The organism is Pontibacter sp. CAU 1760 (assembly GCF_054482735.1).
This window is the reverse complement of record NZ_JBTLRL010000005.1, coordinates 84227-101563: the sequence shown is the minus strand read 5'-3', so window position 1 is coordinate 101563 and position 17337 is coordinate 84227. Positions and strand designations below refer to the sequence as shown.

General features: G+C 49.2%; 18 protein-coding genes. 6 read left to right on the top strand and 12 right to left on the bottom strand.

Annotated elements, in window-relative coordinates:
- Positions 1-73 precede the first annotated feature (73 nt).
- On the top strand, positions 74-646 hold the full coding sequence (locus ACXYMU_RS08765) for a DUF3109 family protein (RefSeq protein WP_458985997.1): 573 nt from the start codon (positions 74-76) through the stop codon (positions 644-646).
- A gap of 211 nt (positions 647-857) precedes the next feature.
- Here the strand turns inward: ACXYMU_RS08765 and accC are convergent, their stop codons facing one another.
- From accC to efp, 3 genes are all read right to left on the bottom strand, one after another.
- Entirely contained in the window at positions 858-2201 is a 1344-nt protein-coding gene (accC, locus tag ACXYMU_RS08760) for an acetyl-CoA carboxylase biotin carboxylase subunit (protein ID WP_458985996.1), read from the bottom strand.
- Positions 2202-2306: 105 nt separating this feature from the next.
- Positions 2307-2795: an acetyl-CoA carboxylase biotin carboxyl carrier protein gene (gene accB, locus ACXYMU_RS08755; RefSeq protein ID WP_458985995.1), complete on the bottom strand. Its 489-nt coding sequence runs from the start codon at positions 2793-2795 to the stop codon at positions 2307-2309.
- 4 nt (positions 2796-2799) lie between these two features.
- Positions 2800-3363, bottom strand: a complete 564-nt coding sequence (gene efp / locus ACXYMU_RS08750) for an elongation factor P (RefSeq protein ID WP_458985994.1) — start codon at positions 3361-3363, stop codon at positions 2800-2802.
- A 360-nt stretch (positions 3364-3723) separates the two neighbouring features.
- Between efp and ACXYMU_RS08745 the strand changes: the two genes are divergently transcribed.
- The 3 genes from ACXYMU_RS08745 to ACXYMU_RS08735 all read left to right on the top strand — a co-directional run bounded on the left by ACXYMU_RS08745 (position 3724) and on the right by ACXYMU_RS08735 (position 6838).
- Positions 3724-4737, top strand: a complete 1014-nt coding sequence (locus tag ACXYMU_RS08745; RefSeq protein ID WP_458985993.1) for an NADP-dependent oxidoreductase — start codon at positions 3724-3726, stop codon at positions 4735-4737.
- A gap of 97 nt (positions 4738-4834) precedes the next feature.
- A complete protein-coding gene (locus ACXYMU_RS08740) occupies positions 4835-5992 on the top strand; it encodes an iron-containing alcohol dehydrogenase (RefSeq protein ID WP_458985992.1) in 1158 nt (385 codons plus the stop codon).
- Between the two features lie 600 nt (positions 5993-6592).
- Complete coding sequence (locus ACXYMU_RS08735) at positions 6593-6838, top strand: hypothetical protein (protein ID WP_458985991.1); 246 nt, start codon at positions 6593-6595, stop codon at positions 6836-6838.
- A gap of 86 nt (positions 6839-6924) precedes the next feature.
- On the opposite strand, the gene ACXYMU_RS08730 is transcribed toward ACXYMU_RS08735, so the two are convergent.
- Both ACXYMU_RS08730 and ACXYMU_RS08725 read right to left on the bottom strand, forming a co-directional pair.
- The gene (locus ACXYMU_RS08730; protein WP_458985990.1) at positions 6925-7164 is read right to left on the bottom strand and encodes a hypothetical protein; all 240 of its coding nucleotides are present in this window, start codon (positions 7162-7164) and stop codon (positions 6925-6927) included.
- Positions 7165-7220: 56 nt separating this feature from the next.
- Positions 7221-7877, bottom strand: coding sequence for a hypothetical protein (locus tag ACXYMU_RS08725; protein WP_458985989.1), 657 nt, complete (start codon positions 7875-7877; stop codon positions 7221-7223).
- A gap of 151 nt (positions 7878-8028) precedes the next feature.
- Here ACXYMU_RS08725 and ACXYMU_RS08720 point away from each other — a divergent pair, with 151 nt between their 5' ends.
- Both ACXYMU_RS08720 and ACXYMU_RS08715 read left to right on the top strand, forming a co-directional pair.
- Positions 8029-8688, top strand: a complete 660-nt coding sequence (locus ACXYMU_RS08720; RefSeq protein ID WP_458985988.1) for a hypothetical protein — start codon at positions 8029-8031, stop codon at positions 8686-8688.
- A 62-nt stretch (positions 8689-8750) separates the two neighbouring features.
- Positions 8751-9302, top strand: a complete 552-nt coding sequence (locus tag ACXYMU_RS08715; protein WP_458985987.1) for a hypothetical protein — start codon at positions 8751-8753, stop codon at positions 9300-9302.
- A gap of 76 nt (positions 9303-9378) precedes the next feature.
- On the opposite strand, the gene ACXYMU_RS08710 is transcribed toward ACXYMU_RS08715, so the two are convergent.
- The 7 genes from ACXYMU_RS08710 to ACXYMU_RS08680 form a co-directional block, all read right to left on the bottom strand.
- Positions 9379-10659, bottom strand: a complete 1281-nt coding sequence (locus ACXYMU_RS08710; protein ID WP_458985986.1) for a lysylphosphatidylglycerol synthase transmembrane domain-containing protein — start codon at positions 10657-10659, stop codon at positions 9379-9381.
- A gap of 343 nt (positions 10660-11002) precedes the next feature.
- Positions 11003-11872, bottom strand: coding sequence for a 4-hydroxy-tetrahydrodipicolinate synthase (gene dapA, locus ACXYMU_RS08705; RefSeq protein ID WP_458985985.1), 870 nt, complete (start codon positions 11870-11872; stop codon positions 11003-11005).
- 153 nt (positions 11873-12025) lie between these two features.
- Positions 12026-12742 (bottom strand): LytR/AlgR family response regulator transcription factor, encoded by a 717-nt coding sequence (locus ACXYMU_RS08700; RefSeq protein ID WP_458985984.1) that lies wholly within the window; start codon positions 12740-12742, stop codon positions 12026-12028.
- Positions 12739-13794, bottom strand: coding sequence for a sensor histidine kinase (locus tag ACXYMU_RS08695; protein WP_458985983.1), 1056 nt, complete (start codon positions 13792-13794; stop codon positions 12739-12741). Before ACXYMU_RS08695 ends, ACXYMU_RS08700 begins: the two co-directional genes overlap by 4 nt.
- Positions 13795-14032: 238 nt before the next feature.
- Positions 14033-16051, bottom strand: a complete 2019-nt coding sequence (ligA, locus tag ACXYMU_RS08690; protein ID WP_458985982.1) for an NAD-dependent DNA ligase LigA — start codon at positions 16049-16051, stop codon at positions 14033-14035.
- A 160-nt stretch (positions 16052-16211) separates the two neighbouring features.
- Positions 16212-16697: a DUF4920 domain-containing protein gene (locus ACXYMU_RS08685; protein ID WP_458985981.1), complete on the bottom strand. Its 486-nt coding sequence runs from the start codon at positions 16695-16697 to the stop codon at positions 16212-16214.
- A 53-nt stretch (positions 16698-16750) separates the two neighbouring features.
- Positions 16751-17332, bottom strand: a complete 582-nt coding sequence (locus tag ACXYMU_RS08680; protein ID WP_458985980.1) for a hypothetical protein — start codon at positions 17330-17332, stop codon at positions 16751-16753.
- Between the last annotated feature and the right edge of the window lie 5 nt (positions 17333-17337).

The following is a 17337-nucleotide window of genomic DNA, read 5'->3' as shown; positions in this document are numbered from 1 at the left end:
TCATTCATTAAATCTATTGCGGCTGCAGCCAGGTTTGCCTGCAGCCATCACGCTTTTTGTTCCTTTTAGCAGCATGATAGTACTTCAGAATACAGTCATCAGTGATGACGTACGTGACCAGTTTTTTGTATGTAACCTTGAGAAGTGCAAAGGTGCCTGCTGTGTGGAAGGAGACTTAGGAGCACCACTCGAGGAGGAAGAGTTGGCCATACTGGAGCAAAGCTATGAGCAGATAAAGCCCTACATGACAGGTGCAGGCCAGCACGCAGTAGAGGAGCAGGGGCTTTACATCAAAGATTGGGAAGGCGACTATTCTACGCCAACCATTAACAACCGCGAGTGCGCCTATGCCATCTACGATGCGGATAAAACGCTTAAGTGCGCCATCGAACAGGCTTATTTAGATGGAAAGATTGGTTGGCACAAGCCCATCTCTTGCCATCTATACCCCATCCGTGTGACAAAATACGATGACTTCGAAGCTTTGAACTATGACCGCTGGGGCATCTGCAGTGCTGCCTGTAACTTCGGGCAGGACCTGGGTGTGCGTGTTTACCAATTCCTGAAAGCGCCGCTTATACGCAAGTATGGCGAAGGATGGTATAGCGAATTAGAGAAAATAATGGAAGAAGAAACCAACGCTTAGTTTAAGGGTTTACCTGCATACCAAAAGCCTGACATGCTCGTGTCAGGCTTTTTTGTGTCTGCACCCTTGCAAATGGTTTCTTTCTTTTCCGATCTACCTGACAAGTTTACCCTGGTTTTAATGGGTTGAAACTATAGGGGATACGCTTCAGTGGATAAAAAAAGCCCCGGCTTTATCAGGCCGGGGCTTTGAATGGTATGTGCAATGCTTTCTATAAAGCCTTGAAATCGAAATTATCGAGGTATGAAGTTGTGAAATTACCTTCCTTGAAGCCAGGGTCATCCATCAGCTTCAGGTGAAAAGGAACTGTCGTGTGCACTCCCTCAATCACAAACTCACTCAGGGCACGCTTCATCTTCACCAGCGCTTCTTCGCGGGTCTGGGCGCTCACGATCAGCTTTGCGATCATCGAGTCATAGTTGGGCGGAATCACATAGCCAGAGTATACATGCGAGTCTACGCGCACACCGTGGCCACCTGGCAAATGCAAGGTCGTGATCTTGCCTGGCGAAGGGCGGAAGTTGTTCTTCGGATCCTCGGCGTTGATACGGCACTCGATCGCGTGCATTTTCGGATAATGGTTTTTCCCGGAGATCTTCTCGCCAAAAGCCACCTTTATCTGCTCCTTGATCAGGTCATAGTCAATCACCTCTTCCGTGATCGGGTGCTCCACCTGGATACGCGTGTTCATCTCCATGAAGTAAAAGTCACGGTTCTTGTCCACCAGGAACTCGATCGTACCCACGCCTTCGTAGTTGATGGCTTTGGCACCGGCCACAGCAGCCTGTCCCATCTGCTCACGCAGCTCGTCGGTGATGAATGGGGAAGGCGTTTCCTCCACCAGTTTCTGGTGACGGCGCTGAATAGAGCAGTCACGCTCCGAGAGGTGGGCCACGTTGCCGTGCTGGTCACCGATCAGCTGTATCTCGATATGGCGTGGCTCTTCCACGAACTTCTCCAGGTAAATGCCATCGTTGCCAAAAGCCGCTTTCGCCTCCGTGCGGGCATCTTTCCAGCCTTTCTCAAACTCGGCATCGTTGCGGGCAATGCGCATACCGCGACCACCACCGCCAGCCGTGGCTTTCAGGATAACCGGGTACTTGATCTCGTTTGCCAGCTTCACACCTTCTTCCATGGATTTTAGCAATCCTTCAGATCCGGGGATAGTCGGTACACCTGCCTTTTTCATGGTTGCCTTGGCCGAAGCTTTGTCACCCATCGAGTTGATCATGTCAGGAGAAGCACCGATGAATTTAATGTGGTTCTCGGCGCAAATACGCGAAAACTCTGCGTTCTCAGATAAAAAGCCATACCCCGGATGGATAGCGTCTGCGTTCGTGATTTCGGCGGCAGCTATAATGTTCGGGATGTTGAGGTAAGACAGTGTGCTGGACGGCGGGCCAATGCAAACAGCCTCATCGGCAAAGCGCACGTGCAGGCTCTCCTTGTCGGCAGTAGAGTATACAGCTACTGTTTTGATGCCCATCTCCTTACATGTCCGGATGATGCGCAGGGCAATCTCGCCACGGTTGGCGATAAGTATCTTTTTAAACATGCTTTGTAAATTATAAATTAGAAATGCACAATTAGAAATAGCCAGTGGGAGCAGCCGCGTTGCGTTACAGCCCCTGCTACTGTCAATTCTGAATTATATTTCTAATTAAGAAGGATCTACCAGGAACAATGGCTGATCGTACTCAACTGGGTTGGCATTGTCCACCAATACCTTCACAATCTTGCCTGATACCTCAGACTCGATTTCGTTGAACAGCTTCATGGCTTCAATGATGCAGATTACCTGGCCTTTTTTCACCTCATCTCCAACATTGACAAAGATAGGGGACTCCGGGCTAGAGGCACGGTAGAAGGTTCCGATCATAGGGGCTTTGATAGCCACATACTTGCTCTCCTCGTTTGCAGGTGCAGCAGCCGGAGCCGGGGCCTGTGCTGCCGGGGCAGGTGCTGGTTGTGGCGCAGCAGCAGGTGCCTGAGGGGCAGGGGCGGCATGCGACGGTTCGTTCACATACTTCACCTTCTGGTTTGGCTCACGCTGTACGGCAATCTTAAACTCCTCCGTTTCGATGTTTACTTTGTTCAGGCCAGATTTGGCGATGAAGTCGATTAGGTCCTGGATTTCTTTAGCTTTCATGTTTTTATTTAACTCTCTCTGCGTATGAATAGGTACGAGTATCTACTTTGATTTTTTCATCCTGGCCAATAAACAAAGGCACCTGGATCGTGGCTCCTGTTTCTACGATGGCTGGTTTAGATGCATTGGTGGCCGTATCGCCTTTCAGGCCCGGCTCGGTATACGTGATGGTCAGTTCCACAAAAGGGGGGATCTCACACGTTAAGGGCATCTCTGTTTCGGCATGGTACAGGATGGTTACTTCCTGACCTTCTTTCATCAAATCGGCAAAAGGCACCATGTCCGCCTGCAGCGTCACCTGCTCAAAAGTGTTCATGTCCATGAAGTTATACCCCATGTCATCCTTGAAAATGAACTGGTGCGGCCGCTGCTCTACACGGGCGGTCGTGATTTTATGGCCGGCTGAGAACGTGTTATCAAGCACTTTGCCGGTTCTAATGCTCTTAAGCTTGGTTCTTACAAACGCAGGACCTTTTCCTGGCTTCACGTGCTGAAAGTCAGTCACCACATAAAGGTCATGGTTAAACTCAATACACACTCCGTTTTTAATATCAGCGGTAGTTGCCATACAGGTAAACTCTAATATAGTATATCTTTAAACAAAGGGTAAAAGTAAAGTTGTTTTTGCTGTCTTGCAAAGTAAAGTTAGTGATTCTGCTATAAATGTTGCCAACATACATAGTGTTTTTTAATTATTACAGGCCTCTTTGAAAAGTGTTAAAACATTGGCTCTGACTGCACAAGGCGGAGCGCATTACGAGCTTTAATCCCGGCTTATGCGTTCGGCAGAATATAAATCGGTCATACTTATAGGATTAGCTGAGCACTAAACTGTAGCGGAAACAAATGATCGGTTATAATCAAATGTGGGAACAAAACCGGGACTGACCTGTTTTACCCTGATTCGTACGAAAAGCAAGACTAGACCATGACTAACAAGACATATCTGTTAAACAACCGACCTGTCGGGATGCCGACAAAGGAAAATTTCAGGCTCTCGGAAACAACTTTGCGCCCGCTGCAGGAGGGCGAGGTGCTTTTGAAAGTGCTTTACATATCAGTAGACCCTTACATGCGCGGGCGCATGAGTGATGCAAAATCATACGTGGCCCCGTATGAGGTGGGCGAACCCATTGTGGGTGGCGTTGTGGCTGAAGTGGTGGAAAGCAGGAGCAGCAGATGGCAGCAAGGTGCTGTAGTGGTGGGCAGCCTGCCATGGCAGGAATACATCGTACACACTGATAAAGACCTCTTGCAGGTAGACCCGGACGTGGCTCCATTGAGCTATTATTTGGGTATACTCGGCATGCCGGGCCAAACCGCTTATTTTGGACTGTTGCACATAGGCAAACCGAAAGAAGGAGAGACGGTGGTGGTGTCAGGTGCAGCAGGTGCGGTTGGTACCATTGTAGGGCAACTGGCTAAAATAAAAGGATGCCGTGTCGTGGGAATTGCTGGTTCCGACGAGAAGGTAGCATTCCTAAAGGAGGAACTTGGCTTTGACGAGGCCATCAACTATAAAACAACCTCTGACATCAATGCCGCCGTGGCTGCCGCCTGCCCAGACGGGGTAGATGTGTATTTTGATAACGTAGGCGGTGAAATCTCTGATGCCGTTTTACTAGCCATAAATAAGTTTGCGCGTATCGCCATATGCGGGCAAATCGCTTATTATAACAACACTACCCCGCCTATGGGAATGCGCGTTGAGCCAACCCTGCTAAAGAAAAGCGCCCTGATGAAGGGTTTTATCGTGACTGATTATGCCAGTGAGTTCGGGACTGCTGCCAGGGACATGGCAGAATGGGTTACAGCGGGCAAACTCCATTACCAGGAGACAGTGACAGAGGGCTTCGAAAAGCTTCCAGAGGCATTTATCGGGCTATTCACGGGACAGAACACCGGCAAGCAGTTGGTGAAAGTAGCGGAGCGTGGCGCTTAGCGGCACATGCTTATACAGTCCGTAGCTCCTCATACAGGGGTTTCATCTTTTGATGTTGCCCTTCAAAATTAAGATTCAGTAATTAAAGAGATAAAACATGAATAATTTCAATTTCTATAACCCGGTTAAGATCATTTTCGGTAAGGGGCAGATCAGTGCCATCACCAATGAGATCCCGGACAATGCTCGGGTGATGATCACGTACGGTGGCGGTAGTATCAAAAGGAACGGGGTATACGAACAGGTCATGGAAGCGCTTAAAGGCCATACCGTCTTCGAGTTTAGCAACATCGAACCAAATCCGCATTACGAGACGCTGATGCAGGCTGTTGAGATCGGAAAGCGACAAGAGATCGACTTCGTGCTGGCCGTAGGGGGTGGTTCAGTGGTAGATGGAACAAAGTTTATTGTGGCAGCCATGACGTATGAAGGCGAAGACCCGTGGGACATCCTTGCTAAAAGAGAACCCGTAAAAAGCGCCATTCCGTTTGGAGCTGTTCTGACGCTGCCGGCTACAGGTTCAGAGATGAATTCTGGCTCGGTGATCACCAGGGTGTCAACCAGAGAGAAGCTGGCTTTCAGCAGTCCTTTTACCTTTCCTAAGTTCTCAGTGCTTGACCCTGAAACAACGTTCTCCTTACCGAGCCGCCAAATCAGCAATGGTATAGCGGATGCCTTCACGCATGTGCTGGAGCAATACCTGACCTATCCTGTAAACGCGCCGCTGCAAGACCGTATGGCTGAGGCGGTGCTGCTGACACTCAAGGAAGAAGGCCCCAGGGCCATGCAAAACCCGCAGGACTACGACACCATGGCCAACTTTATGTGGAGCGCCACAATGGCGTTGAATGGCGTGATCAGGGTAGGGGTTCCTACTGACTGGGCCACACACAACATCGCGCACGAGCTGACGGCGTTGCATGGCATCGATCACGCACGCACCTTAGCTATTGTACTACCGTCATTATTGCGTTACAAGATCGCGACCAAAAAGGAAAAACTGCTGCAATACGGTGAACGCGTATGGGGCGTAAACGCCGGCACTGAAGATGAGCGACTGGAGGCAACCCTTCAAGCCACTATTTTCTTTTTCGAGTCTTTAGGTATCGATACAAAGCTCTCTGACTACCAAGTGGGAGAGGACACAATTCAAACGATTGTGCAGCGCTTTAAAAACCGGGGCGTGAAAAACCTGGGAGAGCGAGCCGATATTCAGGTAGAGGATGTGGAGCAGATCCTGCTGATGAGTTTATAGGATCTGCTGCATTCCCTATCCGGTTCCATTACCTAGTCTACCGGAGTATCTAAGACAGGCCCATTTGCATCTGTTTGCAAATGGGCCTTTCTGTTACAAACTTGTTTTGAAGTTCATGTCTAATCTGTGGGAGCCTGGCTTAAAATAGCATCAGCTTAGCAGAATCAGTTCAGAGTTCAATTTCCGTTGTTGATGGTACAAATGATGCATTAAATCGTCTAATTGCTTTTAGGACGTATAAATTGTACTATTTTACATAAAAATTATTTAAAATAAAACATATGTTTCAAAACTCCGACTTCACAAAAACGTATAGCTCATTTAAAACGTGAGTTATCACTTACTTTATAACTAAGTGGTAATTAGTTTTAAACAGGCATAAACGAGGGATCAGCCGCTTTTTTAAGTGAGTTATTAATTAATTGCTTTATTTTTCACTGGAAAGCTTGTCTTTTATAAGTCAGCCAATTAAATTGCACTATGCTATTTTGATAAAGCAGGTATCAACAACACATATATCAAAGCAGATACTTTTTACTTTACAATTTGAGTAAGGCCAAACAGAATAGCATTCAAACACCTGACGATAACTTTTAGCCCATGTTAGACATTATCAATTTTGTAGCGCTTTCCGGTATTTTTAATATCCTTTTTTTCTGGTACGCCTCGACTAAAATGAGTTCGAAGCCGGATCCGGTCAAAACGCTGGTAGTATCGTTCGTGTTTTCTATACCCTTGAGCTTCTTGCTAATAGGTGTATATACAACCATGCTTGTTTATGCTGCAAAAACCGGTTCAAGCGAAGATGCCATGTGGGAGTACATGGAGCAGGAAGAATTGCAATAGACTTATACTATATTAGTTAATAAAAAAGGAGGGAAGGCCACCCATACGGGTGGCCTTCCCTCCTTTTTTATTAACATTATTTTGGCTTAGTGGCTTCCGGCGCTACTGCCAATATCCTGTCCACCATCCTGCACATCGGCACTGCCTCTGCTTCCGCTCTTTTGCGAAGGGGCACCGCCTACTTTACCCTTCATAATGTCTTCCTCATTTACCTTTTCCTCTTTCATGCCGGTTGGGTTGATGTTCGGAACGCTGTTTCCCTTGTTCAGCGTATTGTTCACGTCTTCGTTGTTCAGCTTATCGATATCTTTATTTTTATCTTTCATAGTTTTGAAATTAAGTAAGTACAAATATTGGTGAGTCTCATTTTACGCCGTGGTGGTTAATACCAGTCGTTGCTATTATCACGGTGCGCGTCATCATGGCGCGAATTGTCGTTCTCTCTGAAGCGTTGGTAGTCAGGATGCCGGCTTTCATAGTTGCCATGGTAACTGCGCCGTTTGCCTGTCATTGGCTCGTAGCGGCTGTTCCAATCCGGGTCTGATATGTTGTTTCCGTCGTAGCCATAGCTTAAAGAACCAGCCATGTTGCCGTAGTTCTCGCCTCCGCCGCGGCCATACCTGTCAGGGCGATAATCAGCAGAGAAATTGCCCGAGCCGTAAGGGTCTTGGTCCACTATTCTGTCGTGAACGCTGCCGTGGCGCTGCTGCCCTGCACCCTGTTGGTAACCTTGTGAGCCGTTTCGCCTGTAATCGTCGCGACGTCCAGACGACCCACTGCGGTTCATGTCGTTGTAATTGCGGTTATAATCGTTGTTGTAGTCCCGGTTATAGTTTCTATTATAATCCGTGGACGAACGGCGTCGGTCCTCTGCTCGATGCGAGTCATTCCAGGTAGACTCGTTTCGGGGTGGGCTGGAATTGTCCATGCGGTATGAACTGCGGTAGCTGTCTTCATCTGCCATGCGCTCCTCTCTTCTGTCCTGGTGAGGGTATGGCTTTTCATGTCGCCTACTGTTCCAATCGTTGTTTCTTTCCATAGTTTACGTGTGGTTTGTTGTACTATTATTTAACGCCTTTAGCACACTTGGGTTGTATCGTTAATGCCATTTTGGGTTATCCCTTGGCCTTATGCTCCCGTACAAGAAGGAAGAATAAACTTAAAATCCACGTTCAATTTAAGACCAAGCTATGAGAGACGAATCAAGAGAAAGAGATGCGCGTTGGCTGCATGGGCACCACCACGGACAAAATTCTGATAGAGGAAATTATACGGTTGATAGCCACTTCAACAGAGGGTATGGCGATAATGCCAACAGCCAGTACGGCGACAATGGTAGCTTCAACACCAATGCCGACCAAGGCTACATGTCTCCACAGGGGCGCTTCCGGAGCGGGGGAGCTTCATACAGTGGAGAGGACTTTACCAGGGGAACTGGCAACCAAAGCAATCCTTATGGCATGAATTATTTCGAGGATGACCGCTATAACTCCGGGCGCCACTTCGACCCGCGGGCAGATTACTCCGATCACGATTACAGGGATCTCCGGGAAAACAGAGCACCCCAAAACCGCAGTGGCGTTGGCCGGGACTTTGGGCATGACGTACGACAGGGAGACCATGAGGGCAACTGGAGCCGCGGCTCACGGGGAGACTATGAGTCCTACAGACGCTATGAGCAGGGCAACCGAAACTACGACAATGACTACAGCGGCGGGTTTGCTGGTCGGAACTATTCTAGTGGCCAAAGCCCATACAGTGAAGGAGGCCGGAACAGGGATTTTGAAGAGAGACGCAGACAAGACCGGCAAGGGTATGAGGAATATATGCGGCAAAGAGACAGACGGTGATCTGTAGTGAAACTGGCTTATGAATACGTTTAAACCGGCGGATGACTTTCTGCCACAAATTTATGAAGATGAGAAATGACAGAGATATGAGTTATGGTGATTTCAACCGGGATTACCAGCAACATGCCAACGAGCCTTCTCACGGGTTCCGCTTTCAAGGTAGGGTGCATGCAAACCTGGGCGACACCCGTAACGAACCCGGCGAGCACTACCGGCTGCAGCAAAGCAGGCAGTATGGCCGGCAAGGCGCCGTGCAAGGGAACCGTGAGGAACGGTATAACCAGATGTATGACATCTCCAATTATTCGGACCATCCAAGGTCATCAGACTACGGATTGCCGTATGGCGTTGAAAACGACCTGGACTATGTAGACCGCTTTCCGTACAATGAAGGCCCTTACGGCCGAAACCCCCGGAACTTCAGTTACAGCCCAGGCAACAACCCCAACTATGACAATCCCGCTGAGGGGGACCGCTACCGCGATTTCGACAGCAGAGGCAACCATGGGTTCAGGCATAGCGGGGGCTATGGAAATGAAGGGGATTTTAGAGACTTTGGGAACGACCATTATGGGAACATGGACAGGTCGAACAGGAATGATGAGAGATACTAACTGACCAGGATAAAACGACTTTCCTCAAAAAGGGCTGCCACAGCACGTGGCAGCCCTTCTCATTTTTGCCCAAACGTTACGCTACTTGGCTGGCTTGTGTCGCTGCAAGCTTTTGCGCGTGCTCAGATGCTTGTAGTTCACCGTTTTTGTAAACCCGGGCTGCCCACCCCGGGAAAACAACTGTGCCGATGAACAGGTAAACATAATGCGTCAGCAGCCGGTACAGCAGCACCACCACTGTTGTGAAACTACCCAGGAAAGTGCCGAAAAAAGCAGGGAATACAAGCTCGGCGATACCCGTTGCCCCTGGCGTGACAGAAACAAGCAGCACGATCTTATAGATGAGGTTGCGGCTGAATATAAGCAGGTGCTCTTGCAGGTTTAGATGCGTGAATGCAGCAATCAGGCAGCCGATAACAACGTAGCGGGCAGTCCAAACAATGAAGGTGGAGCTACCTGCATGGAGCCAATACGCCAGGTTTTTACTACGCAGTTGCCTGGATGATAGAAACAACTCGTTGGCGTGGCGCTGCATAGCCACCTGCCAGCGTTGCATCGCCTTCCAGCCGGCCAGCTTCATAAGCACTCTTTTTACCGCCTTGGGGTTGATGAATATCGCATAAAACAGGGTAAAGGCATAGCAAGCAACTAACGTGTAGCTCACCAAAAATGCTATCCCCAAACTTTGGCGAAGCGTTTCGTTCAGTCCGGCCATTTCAGGCAAAAGATTACCCTGCGTGAAATAGAGGACAAGCGGCACAGCCAATGCAAAGTAACTATTGTCGAGCATAGAGGCGACCATAACCTGTGCAACAGACTTGCCCAAAGGTATTTTCTCCTTATACAGGATGTAGGCACCCACAGTGGTCCCACCCACTACAGCAGGCAAAGCGCATGACGCAAATTCCCAAAGCATAATCACTTGAAAACTTTTTTTCCAGGTAAGCACCTTGTCTGTAAGGAACCGCAGCCGATAGACATAGCCAAAGTCACGGACCAGCAACGCAGCCATGGCTATACCAATCCAGAGAAAATTGGCGTTTAGCAACGCCTTAAACTGCCCAGGTACATAGGTATGGTATAGCATAAAACCGACCACAACCAAACCCAATATGCCTGGCAATAGGAAAGTACGCGCTGAAATCTGTTGTTGAAGCTTTTGCTTAGTCAAGGCCATCAAAGCAGTACTTTCAATTATTAAACCAGCATACATAGTTGCGCGGCATCGGGAAAAAGAAGTTGAATAAATGCAAAATGTCTGTATGCCAGATGGCAGGTGTGGCAGGTACAATCTCTTATCGTCTCTGGGATTATTATTTGCCTTATGTTGACTAAGAGAGGGCCTAACTGGAGTCAAAGGTATAAAACCCAGTGATATTTAATGCAATCTATTAATGCGAAACAGCTTACATTTTGGTGAATGACTGAATAGAGCCTGTTTTAGAGTGCCTTTTTAGTGCAAATTCAATTAGCTGTGCTTTCATGATTGTGCCTGATTGGAAATAGTTGGCTGTGCAGCAGGTATGGATTTTAAACTCTAGGGCATGCTAGACATGAGGTGTGGATTGTTATATTATGCTAGACGACGAAATGCATTTGGTGCCAGGACGAGCTGGGAACTCACCAAAAACGAAAAGGCCGGTAGCTAACCGGCCTTCTGATAGGTTTTCAGTAATCGATAGACTTTGCTTAACGTGCATTTAGATCAATTTATGAATTTTGTCTTTCAAACCAGCGGAGGCATCCACGAGTGGAAGCCTGACATGGGCATTACAGATTCCGAAACGCTCCAACAGGACTTTCACACCAACCGGATTCCCTTCCTCATACATCAAGGGGCTTATGTCTGTCAGGCTCAGCAGGAGAGAGGCGGCTTCCTTAAAATTGTCTTCCAGCGCGTATTGCACCATCTGGCTAAATTTCTCAGGAAAGGCGTTAGCCAATACCGAGATAGCTCCTTCGGCCCCAAACGACACCATCGGGACAGTTAGCATATCGTCGCCGCTAATCAACAGGAAACCTTCAGGGCGGTGTTTCGCAATGGCCATGCACTGCTCCATGTTTCCGGAGGCTTCTTTTATGCCGAAAATGTTATCGTGTAAGGCCAGTTTCAGCGTCGTGTCGGCAGTCATGTTGCTGCCTGTGCGGCTGGGCACATTGTAAAGCATCACTGGCACCGGCGAGGCTTCTGCAATATGGATAAAGTGCTGATAAATACCTTGTTGGGAAGGTTTGTTATAAGCCGGGCTCACAGACAGAATTGCAGCTATACCCTCAAAATCCGTGGAAGCAATTGTCTCAGTGACCTGTAAGGTGTTGTTTCCGCCAAGGCCGTACATGATCGGTACTCTGCCATTCACGTGCTGTTTAACCAGTTTCAGGATTTCCGCTTTCTCAGCTGCAGTGGTGGTCGCCGACTCGGCAGTGGTGCCATTTACGACTAAATAATTGACATTGCCATCCAGCACAAAATCAAGGTGCTTTCGGATCGCATCATAGTCTACTGTTAACGCTTTCGTAAAGGGCGTTACCAACGCGACACCCGTTCCTCTAAAAATATCTCTAGCCATTATCTTCTGTTACGAACCACGAATTACGAACTTCGGATTGATATCTGCAAATACTGCTTCCCAACAAATGCTGATTTAACCCAAACTATGCCGGGCTCAACAGGAGCGGGCAATGAGTACAAGCAGCAATTTAATTTGCCCGGAGAACACCATTTACTGGATGTTGTTCTCCTCCACCCATTTCAGGAACTGCTCCTTGTATACCTCTCCAATCGGTATCTCCTTTTTCCCGATGCGTATACGGCTTTTCTCGATGCTGTCTATTTTCTGCAGCGATACAATAAAAGAGCGGTGCACACGCAGGAATTTAGCATCTGGCAGCTTTTCCATCATCTTGTTCATTGAGAGCAGGGTGATGATTTTCTGGTCCTTGGTCTGGATGATGATGTAGTCTTTCAGCCCCTCGATCCAGAGTATGTCTTTAAAGTCTACGCGTATGTTTTTGTAATCGGCCTTCACGAAAATGAAATCCTGCTCTGGGGCCATATGCGTTTCGGTGGTTTTGGAGGCACGCTGAAGGCGCTCCTGGGCTTTGGTAACGGCTTTCAGGAACCTGTCGAACGGGATGGGCTTCAGGAGATAGTCCACAGCGTCCTGGTTGAAGCCCTCTAAAGCATAGTCCGGGTAGGCCGTCGTGAAAATGATTAGGGGCTGGTGCTTCAAAATGTTCAGAAACTGTATACCGGTCAGTTCGGGCATTTCGATGTCCAGAAACATCAGGTCCACCTGCTTCTCCTGCAGCACCTGCATGGCTTCGGTGGCGCTGGAGCAGGTGCATACCAGCTCTAAGAACGGCAGCTTACTGATATAGCTCTCTATTATCTCGAGGGCAAGTGGTTCGTCGTCCACGGCAATGCATCGGATGGTCATAGTTTTGATGGGGCCTTAGGTTGATAGTAAATTTTCATGCCGGCATAAAAAGTGCCCTCTTGCTCTTTGAGCGTGAGTTCGTGTCGGCCAGGGTAGAGGAGGTCGAGGCGGCGTTGCAGGTTTTCGAGGCCTATCCCGCCAAACTCACGCTTCTTGTGCGAACTGGTATTGTTCAGGGTGCTGAACAGCAGATGGTCTTCGTGCACATCCAGGTGCATGTTTATCCCTACCTCGTTTTTGCTGACAAGGCCATGCTTAAAAGCGTTTTCAACCAGCGTCATCAGCAGCATCGGGGCGATTTGCTTGCCTTGCAGGTTGCCTTGCACTTGCAATTGTATACTGGTTTGCTCGCGCAGGCGTAGTTTCTGGAGGTCGATGAAATTGTTGATGTGCTCCACTTCCCGTTCCAGGCTAACCAAGGCATCATTACTCTCATAGAGCATATAGCGCATCAGCAGCGAGAGCTTCATGATGGCATCGGGGGTTTCGGGGTGTTGCTTGTAAGCCAGCGCATAGATATTGTTCAGGGTATTGAACAGAAAATGCGGGTTTACCTGCGATTTAAGATAGGCCAGCTCCGTAATCAGTTTCTGTGTTTCAAGCTCTTTGTTGCGGCGTTCGTTCCGGATATAATTCCCCGTTACTTTCAAGGCCGAGCTGATGAACACGGTGACCAGGCCGCCTAGCATATACTGCAGCAAGCGCTCGTAATTAAACACCGTGAGCATGCCGGGGTTGAACTCGGGGAACACGTAGAAGTCCAGGGGAGCTTTTGCCAAAGCCAGCAAAAGCAGCATGGCCAGCACAGCCGCCACATACTGCATGATCCGGTTGCGGGCTAGGAACTTAGGGATGAGGAAGTACCAGTTGAGGTAAAAGATAAAGAGATGAAACAGCAAGCCCACCAATATATCAGTACCCCGGCTAAAAGACAGTGTGCGATTAGCATACACAAAATAAAAGATCCAGGCGCCGAACAGCAACCAACCAGCCACGTGCAGCGCGACCTGGTAAGTTCTGTTTGTGCCCGGCTTTGGAAGTATTCTGTTCATGCGACTTGCGCCATTTGCTTTTATACCCATCGTAGTTTCACAGGCATGTTAAAGTTAACAAACCAGTTGTAAGGAACAGCTATTGGCATACACATTTCAAAATTACAGTACCAGCTAATCTATGTAGCGGCGGTTATAGCTCAAGTTGCGATTGTAGCCATAGCGTTAAATCAGGCTGATAAGGTAAACAACTCCTGTAAACTCCTCCTCAGGTGATAAAGCAGCGTTACTGATAAAGCTATACCCCCCCCTGGACCAGCGACAGGAATTCATCCTCCGACAATATTCTGATGCCTAGTTTGTTGGCTTTTTCCAGTTTGGCAGGACCCATTTTGTCGCCAGCCACTAAGTAATTGAGTTTGGCCGAAATAGAAGACACAACTTTACCGCCATGGCTGCTGATCAGCTGCTGCAACTCGTCGCGGCTAATGCTTTGAAAGACGCCCGAAATAACAAAGGTATGGCCAGATAGGCGGTCGCTTTGCATTTCAGGAGCCGTGTTGTCGGATTTAAACCTGAGTCCCGCTGCTTTCAGGCGCTCCACCAGTGCTATGTGTTCGGGATGGCGGAAGTACTCCAGAATGGAATTTGCAATGCGGTCCCCGATCTCGTTGATGGCAAGCAGTTCTTCATAAGTGGCGCCCCGCAAGGCTTCAAGGTCGGGAAGCTGCTCAGCAAGTTTTTTGGCTACCGTGCTCCCTACAAACCGAATGCCCAAACCAAACAACACGCGCTCGTAAGGTGTTTCCTTCGATTTCTCGAGGCTTTGGAGGATGTTATTGGCGGACTTTTCGCCCATGCGCTCCAACTGCACCAGCTGTTCGAATGTCAGGTCGTAAAGGTCAGCGGCATTATGCACCAAACCGGTGGTATAAAGCTGCTCGATTGTCTCTGGGCCCAAACCATCGATGTTCAAAGCTTTGCGGGAGATAAAATGCTCCAGTTTGGCTTTGATCTGTGGAGGGCAGCCCTCGTCGTTCGGGCAGTAAAAGTGCGCTTCTCCTTCTGTGCGTACCAAGGGCGTGTTACAGGCCGGGCATTGGGTCGGGTAAACGATGGGTTGGCTATCGGAGGGGCGCTTGCTAAGATCCACCCCCGTAATCTTGGGTATGATTTCGCCGCCTTTCTCTACAAACACAGTGTCTCCCAAGCGAAGGTCAAGGCGCTGAATCTCGTTCGCGTTGTGCACCGAGGCACGCTTCACTACTGTTCCTGCCAGATGCACTGGGGCGAGTAAGGCTACAGGTGTAACAGCACCTGTGCGGCCCACTTGGTATTGTATACCCTGTAACTGCGTGGCCGCGCTCATGGCAGCATACTTGTAGGCAATGGCCCAGCGGGGGCTTTTGGCAGTATAACCCAATTCCTGCTGTAGGGCATAACTGTTCACTTTCACGACCACACCATCCGTGGCGATGGGCAGATCAAAGCGCTTGGTTTCCCATTCCTGTATGTAAGCCAGTACCTCATCGATGTTGCGGCATTTGCGCCAGGTATCCGATACTTTAAAGCCCCAGCCTTGGACAGCCTGCAGGCTCTCGGCATGCGTTTCGAAAGGGTTAGGCTCGCAATGAAAAGAGTAAGAAAAGCATCCCAGTTTGCGGCTTGCCACAATGGACGAATCCTGCTGCTTCAGGGTACCTGAGGCGGCGTTCCGCGGATTGGCCAATAGCTGCTCGCCTGCTTCATCCCGCTCTGTGTTTAACTGTTCGAACACTTGCAGGGGCAAAAATACTTCGCCTCGCACCTCAAAAAGATCGGGGTAGCCTTCCCCGCGCACGTGCAACGGCACATCGTGGATGGTTCGGACGTTCGCCGTTATATCGTCGCCGCGGGTACCGTCACCCCGGGTAACGCCCTGCACAAACTGGCCATTTTCGTAGGTAAGGCTAATGGCCACCCCATCAAACTTTTGCTCGCATACATACTCCACCTCGCCTCCAATGGCCTTAAGCACCCGGTTATCGAATTCACGGAGGTCTTCTGCTGAGTAAGTGTTGCTAAGCGAGAGCATCGGCCAACGATGGTATACCGTGGCGAAGTTTTTAGTGATGGTGCCGCCAACGCGAAGCGAAGGGGAATTAGTTTGGCGCAATTCCGGGTGCTGCGCCTCCAGGTCTTGCAACTGCTTTAACAGTTTGTCAAATTCCGGGTCGGGTATTTCTGAAATGCTGTTTTGATAGTATTGATAGTTCAGGTGATTCAGGTAATCGGTAAGCTCCTGTATCTGCTGCGCTGGATTTTTATCTGCTGCCATGTTTGGTACTTGGTTTCAGAAGTAAAAATAGGAAACGCTGGCCAATAAGCAGCAGTTGGGAGCTTGTTCTTGTGCCAATATAACCGCAGAAGTCCCTCAAAAGCCAGGTTCAGTGAAGATTATAGCCAATGCGGGTACTGTAAGCCGAATAGACGAAGGTTTACCTCAGGATCACGCCGTCCGCGACAAAGCGCAGTTCCTGCACCGGTGCAGTGATGCCAGCTATTTCATCGGCAGTTTTACCGGCGTCTTTGGCATAATGGCGCTGTTCCTCTACTGGGGTCTCCTGGCGTATGGCGGTTCCGGTAAAAACAACCTGCCGCCCTTTAAGATCCTGTACCGGTAAAAAGAAGCCATAATCGCGGAACGTCACTTTCATGGTTCGGTTGTCCGCCAGCTTTACGTCCATCCAGCAGCCTTTTGCCTGGCAGCTTTGCACAATCTCGCCGGTGAGGGTGGCCTGTACGGTATCCTTGCCGGCAATCGTAATTTCCAGCGCAGTGGATGAAATAGCGCCTTTAGCTTCGAATGGAGCCCCGAAGCTTAGAGCTCTTGATGGGCCCAGGCTGTCAGTGGTGTGCGGCTGGGGTTGGCTACAGCCTAAGGCAAGTGCGAGAGCAAAAATGCTAAGAATTGATTTCTCCATGAGTCCGTGCAAATGTATATGCCAAAGTAACAAAATTCTTGTAGCCATTAAAACTACCGCATGCCCAGGTTATACCAGTATGCCTTGTTGATGGACAGCATCACCCTGCCTGTGAGCAGCGGGAGGTATTTAGCTGGTAGCGAGGCCTCAAAGCTGTCTAGCATCAAGTCAAAATTTGTGGAAAAGTATACCGCCTGATCCGTGTCGGGCAGCAAGGCGACAGGGATCACGGTTTCATTGTTTACCCCCTGCAGGGTAATCGAGGCTGTCCGGTCTTCATTGAAAGGCGTAAGGCTGGTAGTCCCGGCGTTTCGGGTCGGCAACCAGATCGAAATAACCAGTTCTGGGTACTTAGCACCAAACAGCACCTCGTAGGCCATCGCAGGAGGTATACCCGCGCGAACAGGTAACAGGCTGGCAACCGGCAGTACGCATTCGATGGTCTGGGCCTTTTTGTTCAAACGCACGAGCATTTGCTTGGAGATAAACTCGTAGCGATGATCGAGGCCCTCGAGCGACACCATGATGGTGTTGTTGCCGGTATAGCTGGTGCGGTCGTCCTGCGCCTGCGCATACAGGGTGGGTGTAAGGCAGCCTAGTGCCAGCGATAGTATAAATAGTATTGTTTTTTTCATAAGCA

Excerpts from the sequence above, each read along its gene's own strand:
- accB (WP_458985995.1), bottom strand. The coding sequence starts at position 2,795 with ATGAAAGCTAAAGAAATCCAGGACCTAATCGACTTCATCGCCAAATCT.
- ligA (WP_458985982.1), bottom strand. The coding sequence starts at position 16,051 with ATGGCAGCAGATAAAAATCCAGCGCAGCAGATACAGGAGCTTACCGAT.
- accC (WP_458985996.1), bottom strand. The coding sequence starts at position 2,201 with ATGTTTAAAAAGATACTTATCGCCAACCGTGGCGAGATTGCCCTGCGC.
- efp (WP_458985994.1), bottom strand. The coding sequence starts at position 3,363 with ATGGCAACTACCGCTGATATTAAAAACGGAGTGTGTATTGAGTTTAAC.
- ACXYMU_RS08730 (WP_458985990.1), bottom strand. The coding sequence starts at position 7,164 with ATGAAAGATAAAAATAAAGATATCGATAAGCTGAACAACGAAGACGTG.
- ACXYMU_RS08695 (WP_458985983.1), bottom strand. The coding sequence starts at position 13,794 with ATGAACAGAATACTTCCAAAGCCGGGCACAAACAGAACTTACCAGGTC.
- ACXYMU_RS08685 (WP_458985981.1), bottom strand. The coding sequence starts at position 16,697 with ATGGAGAAATCAATTCTTAGCATTTTTGCTCTCGCACTTGCCTTAGGC.
- ACXYMU_RS08735 (WP_458985991.1), top strand. The coding sequence starts at position 6,593 with ATGTTAGACATTATCAATTTTGTAGCGCTTTCCGGTATTTTTAATATC.
- dapA (WP_458985985.1), bottom strand. The coding sequence starts at position 11,872 with ATGGCTAGAGATATTTTTAGAGGAACGGGTGTCGCGTTGGTAACGCCC.
- ACXYMU_RS08715 (WP_458985987.1), top strand. The coding sequence starts at position 8,751 with ATGAAGATGAGAAATGACAGAGATATGAGTTATGGTGATTTCAACCGG.
- ACXYMU_RS08680 (WP_458985980.1), bottom strand. The coding sequence starts at position 17,332 with ATGAAAAAAACAATACTATTTATACTATCGCTGGCACTAGGCTGCCTT.
- ACXYMU_RS08740 (WP_458985992.1), top strand. The coding sequence starts at position 4,835 with ATGAATAATTTCAATTTCTATAACCCGGTTAAGATCATTTTCGGTAAG.
- ACXYMU_RS08700 (WP_458985984.1), bottom strand. The coding sequence starts at position 12,742 with ATGACCATCCGATGCATTGCCGTGGACGACGAACCACTTGCCCTCGAG.
- ACXYMU_RS08765 (WP_458985997.1), top strand. The coding sequence starts at position 74 with ATGATAGTACTTCAGAATACAGTCATCAGTGATGACGTACGTGACCAG.
- ACXYMU_RS08745 (WP_458985993.1), top strand. The coding sequence starts at position 3,724 with ATGACTAACAAGACATATCTGTTAAACAACCGACCTGTCGGGATGCCG.
- ACXYMU_RS08725 (WP_458985989.1), bottom strand. The coding sequence starts at position 7,877 with ATGGAAAGAAACAACGATTGGAACAGTAGGCGACATGAAAAGCCATAC.
- ACXYMU_RS08720 (WP_458985988.1), top strand. The coding sequence starts at position 8,029 with ATGAGAGACGAATCAAGAGAAAGAGATGCGCGTTGGCTGCATGGGCAC.